The following is a 21709-nucleotide window of genomic DNA, read 5'->3' on the forward strand; positions in this document are numbered from 1 at the left end:
CATAAACTTCTATTTTGAGTTTACAAAAGCATCTTTATTTTTCCAGAAATAATCCCATCCTGAAATAACGGTAAAGAATAATGCAATCCATATGAAAATATCTGCAACTGGAATATGAAGTAGATTTAACGGTACATCATGTAATAAGTATGCTGCAATCGCAATAATTTGTGTCCATGTCTTAATTTTCCCTAGCTGATTTGCTGCAACTACTTCTCCTGTCCCAGCAAGTACAAGGCGTAAACCTGTTACTGCAAACTCACGGCTTATAATTACAATAACGATCCAAGCAGGTACATATTGCATTTCTACCAATGTGATAAGTGCTGCCGAAACAAGTAATTTATCTGCTAACGGGTCAAGGAATTTCCCTAAATTCGTTACAAGATTATACTTTCTTGCATAATGTCCATCAATCCAATCTGTAGCCGAAGCAATAATAAAGATAAGTGCCCCTACTAAATGTTGAATTGGTAACTCTACATCACCAATTATAAATGAGCCCCACTCAAAGGGCGCTAACATAATTACCATAAAAATTGGAATTAAGAAGATTCTAGATATTGTAATTTTATTTGGTAAATTCACAGCTATTCCTCCATCATGTCAAAAACATTTGTTCATTGAAAAAAGTCATCGAAGCGATGACTGTTATTGCGCAGCTTGCCCTATCCCTTGGTTTTTTATCACCAATCTTTGGTGATATTCTTTTGCTGGATCTAATGGGAAAGTAACCACTTGGCCATTCAGTTTAATTTCAACATTCGGTGCACTTCCAATATTAAGCCGCACTTCTTTTACTGTTGATAAATCACGTTTTTCTGTTTGACCACTTTGTACTGTAGTGTTTAGAATTTCGTTACCCGCATCATCTTTAACATCTACATAGCTTGCACCCTTCGCTGAAATTTCCAGTTCTAATGTTTTATTATTATGAATTTCCAAAGTAGATACCTTACCACTTGTTCCAACTACCTTCACTTCTTGTTGTCCAGTTGGTTGCGCTGGTTGCTCTTCTTTCTTTGGTTCTTCTTTCTTTGGTTCTTCTTTTTTTGGTTCTTCCGCTTTCGCTTCATCTTTCTTCGTATCTAACGGAGAATTTTTTGCTTTTTGAACCTCAATTTTCTCACTTTGAGCATTTGGAACTTGCCTATCATCTTTTCCAGTTAACGCTTGAATAACAAACCAGACTACCACTCCAAATGCGATTACTAACAACGCAATCAAAATTTTGGGCATATGATCCGCAATTGGCCATGATGAAGATTTTTGCATTGTTTCTTGTGTTTTTTGTCCAGTTGATACTTGTGGAACTTCACGTTTTTCAGACTGTGGTATCGTACTCTGATATTCCACAAGCAGTTCCTCTCCATTTAATCCAACAGCATCTGCATATTGTTTAATGAATGCACGCGCATAAAAAGCTCCTGGCAACACATCATAATTGCCTTCTTCAATCGCTACTAAATGGCGTTTTTGAATTTTTGTAATCTCATGCAGCTGATCAATAGATAAGCCTTTCGCTTCTCTTGCTTCTGTCAGCTTTTGTCCTAATTCCGTCACTACTAACACCTCAATATTTCTTTAAAAGTCGAACATAGAGAAATTGTTTTGCGTACCTTGCTCAATTTCATCTACTAAATTATATTGAATTTCTTCATCATAATCGTTACGCAATTCGATAATATAATCAAAATCATCCAATGTGTATTCTGACTGACTCACAAACACATCCGGATGTTCCACAACTTTCGTTGCAGGCAATCTCATGATTTCACGAACGAGCTGCCAGTGTCTTTCATTTGCACGCTTTGTCGACACAATTCCATCTAGTATGAAAATATTATCGTCGCTATACTCATCTTCAATCAATTGGCTACGAACAGTTTGCTTAATGAGAGTAGATGATACGAATAACCATCTCTTATTTGCACAAACACTTGCGGCAACAATAGATTCTGTTTTTCCGACACGAGGCATTCCTCGTATCCCAATTAATTTATGACCTTCTTTTTTCATTATCTCCGCCATAAAGTCTACAAGCAATCCTAATTCATCACGCACAAATCGAAATGTTTTCTTATCATCTGCATCTCGTTGTATGTACCTACCATGTCTAACTGCTAGCTTATCTCTAAGCTTTGGCGGACGATATTTCGTTACCGTTATATTATCCATCGTATTTAAAATTGATTCAAGTCTAGAGATTTGTTCTTGATTATCACACATAAGCAAAAGTCCACGTCGTGCATTATCTACACCATTAATTGTGACAATATTGATGCCAAGCATACCGATTAACGAAGAAACGTCACCAAGTAAGCCAGGTCGGTTTTTATGTATTTCATATTCAAAATACCATTCAATCATCCAAGATCACTCCCCTACGCTTACTTTACACCTACGTACTATATTATATGATTTCACCTTAATAGGGAAGCTAAATGTATAATCTATTCCTCCTAATTACTATACAAAAAAAGTAGAGAGGAGAAGCTCCTCTCTACTTTTACTTATGTTGTACAAACTTCACCATTAAATTTGCAATTGTATGTTGCTCTTGTTCATCAGCAACTTTCCAAAGCTCAGACAATAATTTTTCTTGATCGTTGCGCGCTTCTACTTCATTTGCTAAATAATCACCAACACGAAATGCCATATCTGATACGGCACCACCATCAAGCCCTTTTCCCCCCGCTTGTTCTAAACGTTCTCCTAAAAAGCTCTTCCACTGATCAAAATTATCTAACACTGACATGTTTAAGCACCTCACTATTTTAGTAATAGAATCATGCTTAATTTGTACAATTTCTTGTTTTTTATGTAAGAATTTTTTAGCAATGCCAACCGCCATTCACTCCGATAATTTGCCCCGTAATATAAGAAGCTCCTGGCGAAACGAGGAATGATACTGTTTTTGCTACTTCTTCGGGTAGTCCTATTCTACCTAATGGAATATCTTCAGCAATTTCATTTTTATCATCTTCTGAAAATACATTTAACATTTCTGTTTCGATCGCACCTGGCGCTACCGCATTAACGCGCAATCCACTTAGAGAAACTTCTTTCGCTAAAGCCTTCACATATGAATTTTGTGCACCTTTCACCATTGAGTACAGCACCTCACAAGACGCTCCTATTTGCCCCCAAATGGATGAAATAACAACAACATTACCACTTCTCCGCCCGATCATCGGTGGAAGCGCCATCGATAAAAGTCTATATACACTCTTCACTTGAAGCTCCACCATATAATCTAATTCTTCATTCGTAACATCTGTTACTAATCCAAATATACTCTTTCCAGCTGCGTATACAATAACATCAATAGGATGTTCGATTTGTCCCCACAATTTCTCTGCTCCATCGATAGAAGCTAAATTTGCTTGCACAGGAATCACTGCATCAAACTCCTTTTGTAACCCCCTTATCTTCTCTTCGCTTTTATTGTAATGAATATAGACTGTATAACCATCCTCGATTAACTGCTTCGAAATAGCAGAGCCAATCCCTCCGCTTCCTCCAGTTACTAATGCATACTTTTTCATAAATTCCCTCTCTTATCTTTTTATGTATAAATAAATAATACCCTCATCTTACCATTTGGCAATAACCAAACGTTAGATGAGGGATATAGATACTGCGTTTTTTATTCACATATTACTTCATTTTTTTGGTAACACTTGGCAGACACTCATTTTCTCTTCAATTAATAATGTTTTTGCTGCTTGTTGTAGGTCTTGAACAGTTAATCCTTCTAACACTGTAAGAGCATCAAATAAACTAGATTCATTAAACGCATATCGTGTAAACTGATTTGCAATATATTCAGGTGAATTCAACGATCGTAAAAATCCGCCAATTTTCTTTTTCTTCACCCGTTCCAGCGCAGTCTCATCTAACTGATCATAATTCGTTTGTAGTAAAATACCTTTTAATCGCTCTGCCAATTCATCAGGGTGCTTCGTATCTCCACCAACCATTGCAAAACCGAAGTTATTTTCTTCTGTATAGTCATACGAGAACGAATCATCAATAAGACCTTCATTATATAAAGATTCGTAATGAACTGACCCTTTTCCAAATAAATAATCTAAAAGTAATGTAAGTGCAATTTCTTGTTTTAACAGAGCTTGCCCTTTTTCTTTTAAATTCGTTGCCTTAATACCAACTAAACATTTTGGAGTTTGAACAGGCATTGAAATAATCTTTTTCTTTTCATTTACTTCTTCTGGTTCCTCTTCAAAAGAGCGAACGATTTCTGGTTGATTTTCGTAATCTTTTTTCGCTTGATTTTCACGAACTAAATCCATTGTTTTTTCAGGATCAATCGCTCCAACAACAAATAATAACATGTTGCTCGGATGGTAAAAAGTCTCATAACATTCATACAGTAGGTCTTTTGTAATTTTACTAATGGACTCAATTGTCCCTGCAATATCAATTTTAATTGGATGTTTCACAAACAAACTATCGATTAACCCAAAGTATAAACGCCAGTCTGGGTTATCTTGGTACATTTGAATTTCTTGACCGATAATACCTTTTTCTTTTTCAACCGTTTTTTCAGAGAAATACGGTTCTTGTACAAAGTCTAACAACGTATTTAAATTTCTTTCTACATTTGATGTACAGGAAAAGAGATAAGCGGTTCTTGTAAAAGATGTAAAAGCGTTCGCTGAAGCACCTTGTTTACTAAACAATTGAAACGCATCATGGTCCTCTTTTTCAAACAATTTATGCTCAAGGAAATGAGCAATTCCATCTGGTACACGAGTCATGTCTTCTTTTCCAAGCGGTACAAATGTATTATCAACAGAACCGTACTTCGTCGTAAATGTTGCAAATGTTTTGTTGAAGCCTTGTTTCGGTAAGATATATACGTCTAATCCGTTCGGAAGTTTTTCATAATATAGCGTCTCTTTTAATTGCTCATACACAATTTTCTCCATTTATTCTCCCTCCGTTCCATGTAAAAAGTAAATTGTATCTAGTTCAATATTATTAGCAACTTTCACAATCTCTTCTTTCGTCACGCTTTCTATGCCCGTTAGCCATTCTTCAACTGGACGCGTACGCTCTGAAATCACCCCGTGATAAAGCATTTCAACAAAACCACGTGGTGTATCAATTGCCTCTAAGATTTGATTTTGAATTACACTTTTCGTTTGCTGAATCTCTTCCTCTGAAAAATCACCGCTTTGCATTGCTTTCATCTGTTCTTTAATAATTTCAACAGCTTTTTCAAAGTTCTTCGCTTCAATTCCAGACATAACGAAGAGCAAACCTTTATGACTTTCAAATCTCGATGCTGCATAGTACGCTAAACTATTTTTTTCACGGACATTTACGAATAACTTCGAATGAGAAAACCCTCCAAATAATCCGTTAAACAATTGTAATGCAAAATAATCTTCATCTTTATACGTAATGAATGTGCGATAGCCGATATTTAATTTACTTTGCTTTAGTTCTTGTTTTTCAACAATTTCTTTTTCTTCATTATTTCGTTTATGAAGAAGTACATTTCTCTCTTTCATAGCGCGAGGTGAAATCGAAAAATACTTATTTACAAGCTCCACAGCATCTTCTGAAATATCACCAATGATATATAAATCCATTTCATCTTCAGCTAACACTTTTTGATAATATTGATACAAACTTTCATTTGTAATAGAAGCAACACTTTCTTTTTTTCCATTTGCACTTAAGCGATATGGTTCTACTTTGCACATTTCTGCAATTAAACGCTCGTTTGCATAACGCATTTTATCATCATAAGTAGCTTCAATTCGTTGCAAGAGTGCTCGTTTCTCACTTTCTACAATAGAAGATAGAAAACCGTCCCCTTCTGTTGCTGGATGTAAAACAATATCAGATAACATAGAAAGCGCTTTTTCAAATAACGGTGGTGCATCGCGTAAATATGTTTCATTTGCAATGTCTACATAAATAGAGATGATATGGTCTTCTCCTTTTTTACTTACATCTACCGCTAAAGAAGATCCATATAATTCTTCTAAATATTGACGAAGACGAATTACAGAAGGCAGTTTTTCTGTCGCACTTTGCAATACGTACGGCAATAGGGCACGCTCTGTCACCGTCTCCTCATTTAAAGGTGCTTTAAAACGAAATACAAAGGTATTTGTTTTAAATTTATCAGTCGGAATAATATGTACTCGCAAGCCACCTAATTCATGCAGTTGCTGTTCCATTAGTTTCATTAATAGCCCTCCTTTACGTATGTAGGAATATTCCTCTTCAATATACAGTTTTTAGAAATAAAAAATCAAATTTTCTTCCTTATTATGCTTACATTTGAGTCTTTCTAAAAACTTTAATATGTAAGGAACATAGTAAAATTCCGTATTAAATATATTCTATGTAAAAAAGCCCGCACTAATGTGCGAGCTTTTTTTATACTTTCTAAATACTCATCGTTTTCCTTTTTCATAAGGCGTTCCTAATGCTTTCGGAGCTTCAGATCGGCCTACAAAACCAACGAGTGCTAATATTGTAAATACATACGGTAATATCGTTAAGAATACACTTGGAATTTCTTTTAATATAGGAATTGTACCACCTGTTATCCCAAGTGATTGAGCAAATCCGAAGAACAGCGCTGCTCCAAGAGCACCAAGTGGATTCCATTTACCAAAGATCATAGCTGCTAGTGCTAAGAAACCTTGTCCAGTAATTGTAGCACCTGAGAAGTTACCAGAAATCGACATTGCGAAGACCGCACCACCCACTCCTGCAAACATTCCAGATATACAAACTGCAATATAACGCATTTTATATACATTAATCCCCATCGTATCTGCTGCCATTGGATGTTCACCAACAGCACGAAGACGAAGACCGAACGGTGTTTTATAAATAATGTACCAAACAACAAATGCTAAAATAATGGCAATATACGACGTTAACGGTACATTTGAGAAAAAGATTTCCCCGATTACCGGAATATCCGAAAGTCCTGGAACATCGATTTTTTCAATTCGGTATTGAATAAAATCAGTCTGTCCTTTACCAAAGATTTTCTTAATCGCAAATACTGTTAAACCGAGAGCCAAAAAGTTAATCGCTACCCCGCTTACTACTTGATCCGCGCGGAATGTAATGGACGCTACTGCGTGAAGAAGTGCAAATAACCCACTACCAATAGCTGCAAATAATAGTGCAATCCAAGGAGTCATTGCTCCCCACGTATCACCCATTAATAACGTTGTAACGATACCAGTAAATGCACCAAATAACATTAAACCTTCTAAGGCTATATTTACAACCCCAGAACGTTCACTGAACACTCCACCTAACGCCGTAAAAATAAGTGGCGCTGCCGTATATAAAGTACCAGTCACAAGAATGGCTAAAATATCTATAAAGCTCATTTATTTCCCCTCCTTGCTCATGCGTGTAAGTGCCCAGCGTAAAACATAACTGCAAGCAACAAAGAAAATAATACATGCGATAATAACATTAATTAACTCAGAAGGTACATCTGCTTCAAAATTCATTTGCGGGGCTGCACTTTTCAAACCACCGAACAGTAAAGCCGATAATAATATACCAAACGGATTATTTCCTCCAAGAAGAGCTACCGCAATCCCATCGAATCCAATACCAGTAAACGATGTCATTGCCGTCATACTTTGGAATGTTCCTAGACCTTCCATTGCCCCACCAATTCCAGCAAAAGCGCCAGCAATTGTCATTGATAATACAACATTACGAGAGACTTTCATCCCTGCATATTGCGATGCATTTTGGTTAAAACCAACCGATTTCAACTCATATCCTAACGTAGTTCTATCTAATACGAACCACATTACAATAGCAATTAAAATAGCTACAACAATTCCCCAGTGCAAACGAGATCCATCTGTCAATGAAGATAGCCAATCAGAAGCTAATGAAGCACTCGCTTGTACATCATAAGATTTCTCATTACCTTCATGTATAAAACGTTTAATAAGATCATACGTAACATAAAGTGCAATGTAGTTCATCATAATTGTGACAATTACTTCATTTACTTTAAGCTTTCCTTTTAAATATCCAGGTATAAATCCCCATAAACCACCGGCAATCGCGGCTACTAAAATAGATAACGGAATATGCAAAAATGCTGGTAACGATACTGCATATCCAAACCAGACAGCGGCAAGCCATCCAACTAATAATTGTCCTTCTACCCCAATGTTAAAGAGACCTGTACGAAACGCAAATGCAACAGACAGACCAGCTAACACGAGCGGAATCATCGTACGTAGCGTCTCACCGATAGCCTGCGGATTTCCAACCATTCCTTCCCAAAGCGCTGCATACCCAACAATTGGATCATATCCACTAACTAACATTACAATGGCACCAACAAGTAAACCAAAAATAACGGATAATACAGGAACTAAAATGTTAATTGTTCGCTCCGTTAAAAATTTTTTAGCCATTTGTATTCACCTTCTCTTTCTCCGTTCCGCCAGCCATCAACAAACCAAGCTGTTGTTCATTTGTTTCTTTCGCATCGACAATTGCTACAATTTTACCTTCATATATAACAGCAACTCGATCACTTACATTTAAAATTTCATCCAGTTCTAGCGATAGAAGTAATACTGCTTTCCCATTATCTCTCTGCTCGATTAATTTTTTATGAATAAATTCAATCGCACCTACATCTAAACCACGTGTTGGTTGTGCTGCAATTAATAAATCTGGATTACGATCTACTTCACGTGCAATGATAGCTTTCTGCTGATTTCCACCTGATAGAGCACGCGCTAATGTTTGTTCGCTAGGCGTACGTACATCAAACTGTTCAATAAGCGCCTTTGCTTTCTCTGTGATTTTGCTAAAGTTTAAAATCCCCTTCTTTGAAAATGGATTTTTATAGTATGTTTGCAAAACTATATTGTCTTTAACAGAAAAATCAAGAACTAGCCCGTGTTTATGACGGTCTTCTGGAATATGACCAATTCCTTCCTCTGTAATTCTTCGAACAGGCCAATTCGTTATTTCTTTTCCTTTAATTGCAATAGAACCTGACTCAACTTTTCGTAAACCAGTAATCGCCTCTATTAATTCACTTTGACCATTTCCATCAATCCCTGCAATACCAACGATTTCTCCTGCACGAACAGTTAAGTCAAGGCCTTTTACAGCAGGTAATTGGCGTGCATCATGAACGACAAGATTCGCAACAGACAGAACCTCCTCTTTCGGTTTGGCCCCTATTTTTTCTGTTTTAAAATTCACTTGACGTCCGACCATTAATTCTGCAAGTTTATGTTCATCCATTTTCGCAACGTCAACTGTACCAATTCCTTTACCTTTACGAATAATTGTGCAACGATCGCAAACTTCCATAATTTCTTTTAATTTATGTGTAATAAGAATGATAGATTTTCCTTCTTGCACAAGCTTTTTCATAATTTGAATCAACTCATGAATTTCTTGAGGAGTTAACACTGCAGTCGGTTCATCGAATATTAAAATCTCCGCACCACGATAAAGCGTCTTTAATATTTCAACCCTTTGCTGCATCCCAACCGAAATATCTTCAATCTTTGCATTTGGATCAACAGCTAAACCGTACTGTTCAGATAATTGTTTAATTTCTTTTGCAGCCTCTTCAACAGCTATTTTCCCTTTTCTCTTCGGCTCATTTCCAAGAATGATATTCTCTGTAACTGTAAAATTATGAACAAGCATAAAGTGCTGATGGACCATCCCAATTCCAAGGTCATTTGCTATATTCGGATTTGTAATTTTTACAGGGGTTCCTTTAATTTTAATTTCGCCCTGTTCTGGTTGATACAAACCGAACAGTACATTCATCAACGTTGATTTCCCTGCACCATTTTCTCCAAGTAAAGCGTGTATCTCTCCCTGTTTTACTTGCAGCGTAATATCGTCATTCGCTACAATACCTGGGAATACTTTTGTAATATTGTTCATCTCAATTACGTATTCCATTTTGTTCCTCCTTCTAGCAGGGAACACTCCCCAATTACACTCTATTAAAAGTATTTTTATATATACAAAGGTTAGTTCTAAGAACTAACCTTTGCTATTGCTCTATCATTATTTCTTTAGAGCAGCTTCGTATGCTTTATATTCATCATCAGTCGCAGGTACTTTAATTTCACCAGCAGTGATTTTCTTCTCAAACTCTTCTATTTTTGTTAAAATTTCTGGGTTTACTTTTTTCACATTATCAGTTGTTTTCGCAATACCAACGCCATCATCTTTTAAGCCGAACTCTTCTACTTTACCGCCTTTTAACTTACCATCTTTCGCTTCTTGCGCTACTTTTGCTACTGCAACATCAACACGTTTTACCATTGAAGTTAAAGTTACGTTTTCAGGCATGCCTTCTTGATTTTGGTCACGGTCAACACCGATTACCCAAACATTTTCACCTTTTTTCTTACGGTTTTTCGCTTCTGTGAATACACCGTTACCAGTTGCACCTGAAGCATGGTAAATTACGTCAACGCCTTGACCGTACATTGCTGAAGCTAATACAGATCCTTTTTCTGGCTTATCAAATGCATCAGCATATTGTGATACAATTTCGATATTTGGATTTACTGCTTTTGCACCAGCTTTAAAACCTGATTCGAATTTTGTAATTAACGGACTCTTCACACCACCAACAAAACCAACTTTATTTGATTTTGTTGTCATCGCTGCTACAGCTCCGACTAGGAATGAACCTTCATGGTCTTTAAATGTAATACTTGTTACGTTCGGCTTCTTTACAACAGTATCTACAATCGCAAATTGCTCTTTTGGATACTGTTCAGCCACCTTTTCAATTGATTTTTCCATTAAGTATCCAATACCAAATGTTGTGTTATAATGATCTTTCGCAAATTTCGTTAAATTTGGAATGTAATCAGCATCTTTACTTGATTGAAGGTAACGATATCCTTCATTTTTCTTTAAATCGTTGTCTTTACCGAATTTTGTTAAACCTTCCCAAGCTGATTGGTTAAATGATTTGTCATCAACGCCCCCAACATCTGTAACCATACCAACCTTAAACTCTTTATCCCCTTTTTTGTCACTATCCGCTTTATCCGAGTTACCACATGCACCTAACACTGTACTTGCTGCTAACGTTAACGATAATAAAAGACCTGTTTTTTTCTTCATACTAGAAACCCCTCCTGAAATGTTTTGTCTAATGATTCATACGCTGCTGTCCCTTACTTCTTGCTGTCACCTCCCTAAAAAGGAACTTCCCTACATACGTTTTCTTAATACGTGGAAGCTAAACTTATCAGCTCTAAAGTAATTAATAGAATATAAGATTGGCTCATCATTTTGATCATAGTGCATTTGTTTTAAAACTAGCAGTGCCGTTTCAGGTTCACATTCTAAAATCGGTGAAATTTTCGGGTGATAACCAATCGGTTCAATGTGAGCAACTGCGTATGTGATACGCTTGTGCGTATTATTATGTATTACTGTAAGCAGCGATTCCTCATTGTATCCCGATAAATCTGGTAATATCTCTTTTGCCAGTTTATCAATACAATATACAACTGGTTCCCCATCCGCTGTACGAACACGTTCAATCATTACTGCGCTAAAAGCATCTTCACAATTAAATTTCTCTTTTTCTTCTTCTGTTAAAGTTGTTGTAGATGATGATAAAAAGATTGTTCCTGGTGTTTTCCCCACACTAGAAATCATATCTGTAATACTAGAAAGTTGCTCTATTCCGGAAGAAAATAACGGCTTCGCATTTACAAATGTCCCTACACCATGTCTACGAATAACAACATTTTCTTCTTCTAAAATACGTAGTGCTTCCCTTAAAGTTGCCCTACTTACACCAAGTTCTTTCGCTAGATCAAACTCTGAAGGTAACTTTTGTTTTTCTTTGTAAGCCCCATCTTTAATTTTTCCTTTGATGTGATCAATCACCCGCAAATATAGGTGACGACTATCGGATTTTACTGACATAAGACTCCCCCGCATTTCAATTATTCGACCTCTGATGTAAGACTTCTTTTCTCTTTTTTCAACTTACAACATAGTATAAATTACTAAATACTAAAAATAAGCGTAATTATCGAATAAATATTAATAATTTTTCAAGATGAAATTTTCACACTTTATTCCATAAAAAAAACTTTGTACCATAAACATTTCTCATATAGAGAAAAAGTTCGGCACAAAGATTCCTTACATCCTTTGTTACACACTTTTCCCCTCATAGTCTAGCAATTCATGGTTGCCAGGTAGAAACTTATGGACCTTATCTCCAAGATTATATGAGGCAGTGATTCTTTTCGAAGTAATCTTACCACTTGCTCCCATATGTGTCAACAGATTTCAACATTTTTCTACATTAAATATCGAACGTTTTGAAAATCAAAACGATAAGCATTCGTATTCTAAAGGACCCTTAAAAATGTAAGCCCTTTCTTAGCCAGTGACTATAGTATATAACAAAAACAGCATATAAAAAAGCCTAATTGTAAAAACAATTAGGCTTTTTTTAAGAACTTTTTTCTTGCACATCTTTAATGAGTACTCCCCTTGGTTTACTACCTTCATAAGGACCTACTACACCATTCATTTCCATGGCATCAATTAAACGAGCTGCTCGCGTATATCCTACTCTAAATCTACGTTGTAACATAGAAACAGATGCTGTTTGCATTTCTACTACAAGCTGAACCGCTTCATCGTATAATTCATCTTCTACTTCCTGCTTTGTTTCAGGAACATCTTGTGGAATCATATCCTCTTGATATTGCGCTTTTTGCTGCGCAATAACAGCTTCTACGACTCTCTCAACTTCATCATCTGATAAAAATGCCCCTTGTACACGAACAGGTTTCGATGCACCAATTGGTATGAATAACATATCTCCACGACCTAGCAACTTTTCTGCACCACCACCGTCAAGAATCGTTCGAGAATCTATTTGGGAAGATACAGCAAATGCAATACGCGATGGAATATTCGCTTTAATAACACCTGTGATAACATCAACTGACGGGCGCTGAGTCGCAATAATTAAATGAATACCAGCAGCACGTGCCATTTGCGCTAAACGCATAATCGCATCTTCTACATCCGAAGAAGCAACCATCATTAAATCAGCTAACTCGTCCACAATTACTACAATATATGGTAATTCAGGTTGTTTCGCTTCCGATTGGCTATTATGTTCTTTAATATAATCATTATATCCTTCAATGTTACGCGTACCGCTATGCGCGAATAATTCATAACGACGCTCCATTTCACTCACAACTTTCTTCAAAGCCTGTGATGCTTTTTTCGGATCAGTTACGACTGGTGTTAATAAGTGCGGAACACCGTTATATACATTTAACTCTACCATTTTCGGATCAATCATCATTAATTTTACTTCATGCGGTTTTGCACGCATTAAAATACTTACAATAATTCCATTAATACATACACTCTTTCCACTACCAGTCGCACCAGCTACTAATAAATGGGGCATTTTATTTAAACGTGCCAATACAGCCTCTCCTGTAACATCACGTCCAAGACCGATTAATAACTTCTCTTCTGGGTGGTTATTCGCCTTTGAATCAAGAACTTCTCTCAGCGTTACCATAGAAACTTCTGAATTCGGAACCTCAATCCCTACAGCTGATTTCCCGGGAATAGGTGCTTCAATACGAATGTCTTTCGCTGCTAAAGCAAGCGCTAAATCATCACTTAAACTAACAATTTTACTTACCTTTACTCCCATATCAGGATACACTTCATATTTCGTAACTGCAGGACCTCTATGTACTTTTGTTACTTTCGCTTTCACACCAAAACTTTGGAATGTACGTTCCAATTTACGAGCATTTTCATAAATTTCCGCATTTTCATTTGTAACTTGCTTATTTTGGGGAAACTTTAATATATCAAGCGAAGGAAGCTTATAATCTTTATTTTCCACATTAGAAAATTGCATAGGAGGTGCTTTCGTTTCACCTTCTAGCGATTCAACGATTTTTTCTCCTCGTTTCTTGTGAGGTTGTTCTTCTGGCGCAGGCGGAACTGCCTCTTCAATAAACGGAGGAGTGATTAAATCATTTTCTTCTATCTGCTTTTCCGTCTCTTCACGTACTGGATAATTCTCAGTAAAATTCGAAATAATTGGTGGACCAATTTCTATTTCTTCTACTGGCTCAATAGCTTCTTCTTGTTCAGCAACACGTTCACGCCTCTTGCTTCTTGTTGTTTTTTTCTTTTCAGTTTGCTCGGCGACCCTTTGAGATTTCCAATCTTTATAATCCCCTTGCATTACTTGAAACTGACTTCTAAGAATTCTCCCTACCGGAGCAAGTACTTCTCCAATATGTTTATTTGTTATACAAAGTATTCCAAGAATAACTAAAATAATTCCAATGATATATGCCCCTACTTCGTCAAATAAGAAGTAGCACGTTGCGAACATCAATGCACCGAACATACCACCACCTAAATGAACACTATCCGGGCCCTTTTTCATTTCAAGGAAGAAGTAATCTTTTGTACTAACAATTACAGAAGTATTTTGCACAGCTCCATCTTTCGTAAGCAGGTTAAATAATGTAATATGACTAAACATTAATATTGCTAGTACAATTAAATAAACACCTATTAGCCGTTTATTTAAAAGGTTGGGCCATCCCCGCTTTATTACAAACGCAACAGATAAAGCTATTACACCTAACACACCAATTATGTACCACTCACCAAAGAAGAAGCGAAAAAATAACACAAACGATTTCCCTACAACACCTAGCTGTAAAATCGTAATAATCGAAAGTGCAAAAAGAGTCAACCCGACGATTTCATAATACAAAGTTGGCTTTATCGTACGTCTTGCCTTAGCCTTCGTCCCTCTTTGCTTTTGTTTTGCCATTTCTTCACCTCGTGTTCTAGAAATTAAGTACAACTTTCTTATAAAAAAGATCTACTTACATGTCTTTCTCTCTATTTTTCAGGTCTTTATATCTTCTATTTTTACACTTCTTGTAAAATGTTAAATAAACAGAAGAAAGCAGCCTACTCATGGCTGCTCAACCGTCTTGTTTTTTATATTATACCATAGCTCCTAAACAAAATCCTTCTTTTTGCTAAAAGGTAATTTTCTGTCCAGGCTCAAACTCTAGGTAGTGAGACGGATTCGTACTTAATACACGTACAATAGAGTAACATTGATTATCCTCCTCAGAAACCACTAATTCCACGCCATTTATATTCACAACTTTTTGGCTTTCGCATTGTGAATAATCGGCCGGATACACAAGTTGCTCTGGCATAATTGTATATAAAATCATTGTAGCATTGTCCCTTCTGTACTATTATCCTTGCGTTCATCAATTAATTCGTTTAATTTTCGAAGTGCGCTACCAATACCACCGACACCATCTATAAGACCATACTTCACTGCATCTCCACCTATTACATTCGTCCCAATATCTCGCGTCAAATTCCCTTTTGCAAACATAAGCTCTTTAAAACGATCTTCCGTTACTTTCGAATGCTTTGTCACAAATCGAATGACTCGTTCTTGCATTTTATCCAAATACTCAAATGTTTGTGGCACACCTATAACAAGACCTGTTAAACGAATTGGATGAATTGTCATCGTCGCTGTTTCGGCAATAAATGAATAATCAGTTGAGACCGCAATCGGTACACCGATTGAATGCCCTCCTCCTAAAACAAGAGATACAGTTGGTTTTGAAAGCGAAGCCACCATTTCAGAAATCGCTAATCCAGCTTCAACGTCACCCCCAACTGTATTTAATATTAACAGTAAACCTTCAATTTTCGGATTTTGTTCAATCGCGACAATTTGCGGAATGATGTGTTCATATTTTGTTGTTTTATTTTGTGGTGGCAACTGAATATGACCTTCCACCTGCCCAACAATTGTTAAGCAATGAATACGCGATTCATTCATTTGTGGTACATTTGTCTGTCCAAGTTGCTGAATTTTCTCCACTATAGAAGCCTCTTTTGGAACTTCTTTCGGCTCAGCTTCTTTTTCTTCATTTGTATAACGATCACGTTCTGTCATATCGCATCCCCTTTCACTCGTATATAACTATTATTTCTTAAGTTATGAATTTCATTCGATAGGGTTAAAAAAGAAAAAGATCACCTGTAAAGGTGACCTTCTTTATACTTCCATAATAATCGGTAAAATCATTGGCTTTCTCTTCGTTTCTTCGTACAAGAACTGCCCTAATAATTCACGAATATTTTGTTTCAACATAGACCATTCAATTGTATATTCTTTAATTGATTGTTCAACAATCATACGTACAATATCTGTGGATCGTTCGATTAATGCTTCTGATTCACGAACATATACAAAGCCGCGTGAAATAATTTCTGGACCAGAGATTATTTTCTTTTCATCCTTACCAAGTGTTACAACAACAACTAAAATTCCATCTTGAGATAACATCTTTCTATCTCGAAGAACGATGTTACCGACGTCACCTACACCTAATCCATCAATTAAAACATTACCAGCTTGCACTTTACCAGCTAATTTTGCTTCATCGTCACCAAAAGCAATTACATCGCCTTTTTCTACGATAAAGATATTCTCTCTCGCAACACCTACATCTTCCGCTAAATACGCATGTGCTTTTTGCATACGGAACTCACCATGTACGGGTACAAAATACTTCGGCTTCATTAAATTTATCATCAGCTTTAATTCTTCTTGGCTACCATGACCTGAAACGTGAACTTTTCTTTCACCGTAATAAATAACCTCAGCACCAGATCTAAATAACAAGTCAATAATTTTTGATACAGATACTTCATTTCCTGGAATTGGAGAAGCTGCAATAATAACAGTATCACCTTTACGAATTGAAATTTGTTTATGAGCTTGTTTCGCCATTCTAGAAAGGGCTGCCATCGGTTCCCCTTGACTACCAGTCGTTAAGATGGCTACCTTTTTTTCCGGGAAATTGTCTATTTCTTGTAATGAAATAACCATACCTTCTGGAACATCTAAATAACCAAGACGTCTTGCAATATCTACCACTTTCACCATGCTACGTCCTACTACCGCTACTTTCCTTCCAGTTTCAGCAGCTGCATCAAACACTTGTTGAATACGGTGTACATTGGAGGCAAATGAAGCAACAATAATACGCCCTTCTGAACTATAGAATACTTTAGAAATCTCTATACCAACTTCTTTTTCCGAACCTGTATAACCAGGACGTTCAGCGTTTGTACTATCAGATAACAAGCAAAGTACGCCTTCATTTCCAATTTGCGCCATTTTCCCAAGATCTGCTCCACTATTTCCGATTGGAGTTTGATCAAATTTAAAGTCTCCTGTATATACTACAGCACCTTTTGATGTATGGAAACAAACACCCACAGAATCCGGAATACTATGTGTCGTTCCGAAGAATGACACATTTGTTGAATTAAACTCTACTGTTGAATTCGAGTCAATTGTTTTTAAGTCTACACGGCCTAACATTCCTGCTTCGCCAAGCTTTTCTTGTATAAGTCCTACCGTTAATTTCGTCGCATATACTGGAATAGATAATTTACGAAGCACATAAACAATTCCACCAATATGATCTTCATGACCATGGGTAATAAATAGTCCTTTTACTCGCTCTTGATTTTCTACTAAATATGTAATGTCAGGAATAACAATATCAATCCCAAACATTTCATCTCCCGGGAACATCAATCCGGCATCTACAATAAAGATTTCAGAATCAATTTCAACACAGTACATGTTTTTTCCGATTTCACCTACTCCGCCAAGAGCAAATACTTTAACAGACTCATTCTCTTTTCTCTTCATGTTGTTGCCTGGTTTAAAAATCTTGCAAACACTGATTTCACTAAAATTGCAGAGACACCAGGGGAAACTCTACAACCACCATATATTCACCGTCCAAGACGAATGTCCTTACCGTTATGCGATATCATGTCCTTGTTAATTTTTTAAACCAGGTTTCACCTCTCTTTCATTATATAAATCAAATATCTTATTCGATATGATATGAAAATTTCATTAAATCTTAATTTTTACCAATTTTGCTAAGCATACCCGTACTAAGCTACTTAGCCATATTATAACTGATACAAGAAATAGAACACAAGTTAAATTATGCGAAAGACAAGAGAAGACATTAAAATGAGATTATAATTTAAGAGGGCAAAATTCATATCAGTTTTACTATTTTCCCTACGTAATAAGAGTTTGATGGAAAAATATTCATGTAAATTCTTTACATAAACATGAAACGATATTCACTAAAAAAATCTTATCTCTGTAATCAGTTTCTTACTAATTCTCCCCCCTGCCACCCCCTTCTTATTACAGCCTATTAACTATAGCTAATTTTCATCACTTACATATAGTTAGTCAAAATAAAAATGACCTAGTTTCACACTAGGTCATTTTTATTAACGAGGAATAGATTGCATTACGGATTGTAACGTTATTCTTTCTTCTTCCGTTAATGGAAGAAGTGGCAAACGTACAGAACCTACATCTAATCCCACCATTTGTAATGCTGTTTTTACTGGTGTTGGGCTCGGCGCCATAAATAGTGCATCCGTTACTTTTACTAGTAATTGATGTAATTTCTGCGCTTTTTTAAACTCTCCAGCTTGGAATGCAGCAATCATTTCTTGCATTTCATTCCCGATAACATGAGATGCTACAGAAACAATACCTTTTGCTCCAATTGCCATAGCTGGTAATGTTAAACCATCATCACCGCTGTATACTGCAAAGTCGTCCGCTGTTTTTTCAATGATTTCTGTCATTGTTAATACATCGCCACCTGCATCTTTAATCGCAACAATGTTTTCTATTTCTGATAAACGAACAACTGTATCAACGGAGATTTGTACAATAGATCGTCCTGGAACATTATATAGCATTACCGGAAGCGGAGTGCTTTCAGCGATTGTTTTAAAGTGCTGGTACATCCCTTCTTGACTCGGTTTATTATAATACGGTGCCACTAGCATAACTGCATCAACACCAACTTCAGTTGCCTTTTTTGTTAAATCGACAGAAGCATGCGTATTATTGCTACCTGTTCCAGCGATGACGGGCACCCTTTTATCGACAACAGATACGACATGGCGATATAACGCTACTTTTTCTTCTGATGTTAATGTAGGAGATTCTCCAGTCGTCCCTCCTACCACGATTGCTGTTGTACCGTTATCAATTAAATAATTTACCAATTTCGTTGTCTTTGCAAAATCGATATTACCATTTTTATCAAACGGTGTTACCATCGCGGTTGCAATTGTCCCAAAATCTATCATGATCTCACTCCTTATTGTTCCAGTTGCTTTTCTTTTGAAAGCTCAAATGCACTATGTAATGCATTCACAGCCTCCACTAAATCGGCTTCTTTTACAAGAACCCAAATTGTCGTATGACTATCTGCTGATTGCAGAATTTGAATACCTTTTTCCGCTAAAGCTGTGACAATTTTCGCTGTAACCCCTGGAATACCTGCCATTCCAGCACCAACGATAGAAACCTTCGCACAATGCTCTGTCACCACTGGATCATATCCAAGTTGCTTTAAAACCTCAACTGCACGCGCTGATACACTATCCTTTACTGTGTAAGCTACACCAGTAGGAGAAATGTTAATTAAGTCCACACTAATCCCTTCATTAGCCATTTCTTTAAACACGTGTTGTTGTAAATCATATGCAGTTTCTTTTGCAAGCACTTTAATTTGCGTTACGTTTGACACATGGGCAATCCCTGTAACAGGACGTTCTTCTACATCCTGCCCTTTTGTAGCACCATCATATGCCGCAATAAGCGTACCTTCACTATCAGAATACGTAGAACGTACACGAAGTGGTACTTTTGCATGCATCGCAATTTCAACCGCACGTGGATGAACAACTTTCGCACCCTGATAAGCCATGTTACAAATCTCGTTATATGTTACAGTTTGAAGATGACGTGCATCTTTTACGATACGAGGATCCGCAGTCATAACACCTTCAACATCTGTGAAGATATCGATATATTCAGCATGAAGCGCAACACCTAATGCTGAAGCTGAGGTATCACTACCTCCGCGTCCAAGTGTTGTCGTATCTCCATTTTTCGTTTGACCTTGGAATCCAGTCACGACGATAACATCTACATTTTGTAACTCTTCATGTATACGATCGCAATTCATTTCAATAATCTTAGCATTCGTAAAGTCATTATTCGTTACAAAACCAGCTTGCGCACCATTTAATGCTGCTGCTTTTATACCATTCTCATTCAACATGTTAGAGAAAACAATTGCTGAGATTAATTCTCCGCATGATAATAATAAATCTTGCTCACGTTTAGAAATATTAGGTTCCTCTTGATTTACAAGACTTAATAACGTATCAGTTGCATACGGTTCACCTTTACGGCCCATTGCTGATACAACAGTAACTACTTTATAACCAGCAGCTAACGATTTTTTTATATGGTGAAGCGCATGCTTGCGCCCATTGTCATCACGTACTGATGTACCACCAAATTTTTGAACAATAATTTTCATATTTTGCACCTTCTCTTAGCCGTTTACACTAATTGTAATTTTACTAAGCGCTCTGCAATTTGAACAGAATTCCATGCAGCGCCTTTTAATAAGTTATCAGATACGACCCAAAGGTGGAATCCTTTATCATTATTTAAATCTTTACGGATTCTTCCAACGAATACTTCATTTTTACCTACTGCAGTAGCTGGCATTGGATATAACTGCTCTGCTGGATTATCTTGCAGTACAATACCTTCTGCATTTGCAAGTAAGTTTTTCATTTCTTCTACTGTTACGCCTTCTTTATCTACTTCAATGTATACAGACTCGGAATGACCCGATACAACTGGTAAACGTACACATGTCGCAGCTACTTCTAATTCAGGCATATGCATAATTTTTTTCGTTTCATTAATCATTTTCATTTCTTCGAATGTAAATCCATTATCTTGGAATTTATCAATCTGTGGAATAGCATTAAAAGCGATTTGGAAATGCTTTTCGTCACCTGATACAGGTAAAACATTCGCCTTTACTTCTTCGCCATTTAAGATTGCTTGTGATTGTTCATGAAGTTCTTCAATAGCTGCCGCACCAGCACCTGATACAGCTTGATATGTGGAAACGATTACTCGTTTTAAACCATATTGCTGGCGAACTGGCTCAAGAGCTACTACCATTTGAATTGTAGAACAGTTTGGATTTGCAATAATACCATTATGTTCTTTTAAATCATTTTCATTTACTTCAGGTACAACAAGTGGCACGTTTTCTGTCATACGGAATGCACTTGTATTATCAACAACAATTGCACCGCGCTTTGCTGCTTCTGGTGCTAATTGTTTCGATACAGATCCACCTGCACTAAATAGTGCAATATCTACTCCTTCAAAACTTTCAGGAGTTGCCTCTTGAACTGTAAATTCTTCGCCTTTAAATACAAGTTTCTTACCTGCAGATCGTTTAGATGAAAGTAACGTTAACTTCCCAATTGGAAATTCTCGTTTCTCTAAAGTATTTAACATTTGTTCACCAACTGCGCCGGTTGCTCCAACTACAGCGACATGAAAAGTTTTTTGCTTTTCCATCACTATGCCCCTTTCTAGATACCAATCCTTCTATAACTTAGAATTAGAAGGAGCTTACAATGCCCC

General features: G+C 36.7%; 19 protein-coding genes and 1 riboswitch. All 19 genes read right to left on the bottom strand.

The window, feature by feature from the left end; all coding sequences use genetic code 11:
- Positions 1 to 9: 9 nt before the first annotated feature.
- Positions 10 to 588 carry a CDP-diacylglycerol--glycerol-3-phosphate 3-phosphatidyltransferase gene (pgsA, locus tag MHH59_RS18925; RefSeq protein ID WP_002014596.1) on the bottom strand — a complete coding sequence of 193 codons (579 nt, stop codon included), beginning with the start codon at positions 586 to 588 and terminating at the stop codon, positions 10 to 12.
- A gap of 63 nt (positions 589 to 651) precedes the next feature.
- The gene (locus MHH59_RS18930; protein ID WP_002128706.1) at positions 652 to 1563 is read right to left on the bottom strand and encodes a helix-turn-helix domain-containing protein; all 912 of its coding nucleotides are present in this window, start codon (positions 1561 to 1563) and stop codon (positions 652 to 654) included.
- A gap of 21 nt (positions 1564 to 1584) precedes the next feature.
- On the bottom strand, positions 1585 to 2370 hold the full coding sequence (locus tag MHH59_RS18935) for a DUF3388 domain-containing protein (RefSeq protein ID WP_000574107.1): 786 nt from the start codon (positions 2368 to 2370) through the stop codon (positions 1585 to 1587).
- A 139-nt stretch (positions 2371 to 2509) separates the two neighbouring features.
- A complete protein-coding gene (locus MHH59_RS18940; RefSeq protein ID WP_000114449.1) occupies positions 2510 to 2758 on the bottom strand; it encodes a DUF3243 domain-containing protein in 249 nt (82 codons plus the stop codon).
- A gap of 76 nt (positions 2759 to 2834) precedes the next feature.
- Positions 2835 to 3548, bottom strand: coding sequence for an elongation factor P 5-aminopentanone reductase (gene ymfI, locus MHH59_RS18945; protein ID WP_002014593.1), 714 nt, complete (start codon positions 3546 to 3548; stop codon positions 2835 to 2837).
- Between the two features lie 117 nt (positions 3549 to 3665).
- Positions 3666 to 4952: an EF-P 5-aminopentanol modification-associated protein YfmH gene (gene yfmH / locus MHH59_RS18950; RefSeq protein WP_002014592.1), complete on the bottom strand. Its 1287-nt coding sequence runs from the start codon at positions 4950 to 4952 to the stop codon at positions 3666 to 3668.
- The gene (gene yfmF / locus MHH59_RS18955; RefSeq protein ID WP_002033691.1) at positions 4953 to 6227 is read right to left on the bottom strand and encodes an EF-P 5-aminopentanol modification-associated protein YfmF; all 1275 of its coding nucleotides are present in this window, start codon (positions 6225 to 6227) and stop codon (positions 4953 to 4955) included.
- A gap of 210 nt (positions 6228 to 6437) precedes the next feature.
- Positions 6438 to 7397: an ABC transporter permease gene (locus MHH59_RS18960; RefSeq protein ID WP_201056832.1), complete on the bottom strand. Its 960-nt coding sequence runs from the start codon at positions 7395 to 7397 to the stop codon at positions 6438 to 6440.
- On the bottom strand, positions 7398 to 8456 hold the full coding sequence (locus MHH59_RS18965; RefSeq protein WP_002088061.1) for an ABC transporter permease: 1059 nt from the start codon (positions 8454 to 8456) through the stop codon (positions 7398 to 7400). It lies immediately after the preceding gene.
- Entirely contained in the window at positions 8449 to 9981 is a 1533-nt protein-coding gene (locus MHH59_RS18970; RefSeq protein WP_002128712.1) for an ABC transporter ATP-binding protein, read from the bottom strand. The genes MHH59_RS18965 and MHH59_RS18970 overlap by 8 nt, the downstream gene beginning before the upstream one ends.
- A gap of 108 nt (positions 9982 to 10089) precedes the next feature.
- Entirely contained in the window at positions 10090 to 11166 is a 1077-nt protein-coding gene (locus MHH59_RS18975) for a BMP family lipoprotein (RefSeq protein WP_002128714.1), read from the bottom strand.
- 90 nt (positions 11167 to 11256) lie between these two features.
- A complete protein-coding gene (locus MHH59_RS18980) occupies positions 11257 to 11982 on the bottom strand; it encodes a GntR family transcriptional regulator (protein ID WP_002088063.1) in 726 nt (241 codons plus the stop codon).
- Between the two features lie 233 nt (positions 11983 to 12215).
- Positions 12216 to 12317: riboswitch (purine riboswitch) on the bottom strand.
- Between the two features lie 203 nt (positions 12318 to 12520).
- Entirely contained in the window at positions 12521 to 14905 is a 2385-nt protein-coding gene (locus MHH59_RS18985; RefSeq protein WP_033731189.1) for a DNA translocase FtsK, read from the bottom strand.
- Between the two features lie 214 nt (positions 14906 to 15119).
- On the bottom strand, positions 15120 to 15323 hold the full coding sequence (locus MHH59_RS18990; protein WP_002088064.1) for a YlzJ-like family protein: 204 nt from the start codon (positions 15321 to 15323) through the stop codon (positions 15120 to 15122).
- Complete coding sequence (gene tepA / locus MHH59_RS18995; RefSeq protein WP_002014582.1) at positions 15320 to 16069, bottom strand: translocation-enhancing protein TepA; 750 nt, start codon at positions 16067 to 16069, stop codon at positions 15320 to 15322. Before tepA ends, MHH59_RS18990 begins: the two co-directional genes overlap by 4 nt.
- 102 nt (positions 16070 to 16171) lie before the next feature.
- Entirely contained in the window at positions 16172 to 17842 is a 1671-nt protein-coding gene (locus tag MHH59_RS19000) for a ribonuclease J (RefSeq protein WP_002088065.1), read from the bottom strand.
- 608 nt (positions 17843 to 18450) lie between these two features.
- Complete coding sequence (dapA, locus tag MHH59_RS19005; protein WP_002014579.1) at positions 18451 to 19329, bottom strand: 4-hydroxy-tetrahydrodipicolinate synthase; 879 nt, start codon at positions 19327 to 19329, stop codon at positions 18451 to 18453.
- 11 nt (positions 19330 to 19340) lie between these two features.
- Positions 19341 to 20573, bottom strand: a complete 1233-nt coding sequence (gene dapG, locus MHH59_RS19010) for an aspartate kinase (protein ID WP_002088068.1) — start codon at positions 20571 to 20573, stop codon at positions 19341 to 19343.
- A 23-nt stretch (positions 20574 to 20596) separates the two neighbouring features.
- On the bottom strand, positions 20597 to 21643 hold the full coding sequence (gene asd / locus MHH59_RS19015; protein ID WP_002014577.1) for an aspartate-semialdehyde dehydrogenase: 1047 nt from the start codon (positions 21641 to 21643) through the stop codon (positions 20597 to 20599).
- Positions 21644 to 21709 lie beyond the last annotated feature (66 nt).

The organism is Bacillus sp. FSL E2-0195 (genome assembly GCF_038003645.1).
Lineage (GTDB): Bacteria > Bacillota > Bacilli > Bacillales > Bacillaceae_G > Bacillus_A > Bacillus_A mycoides.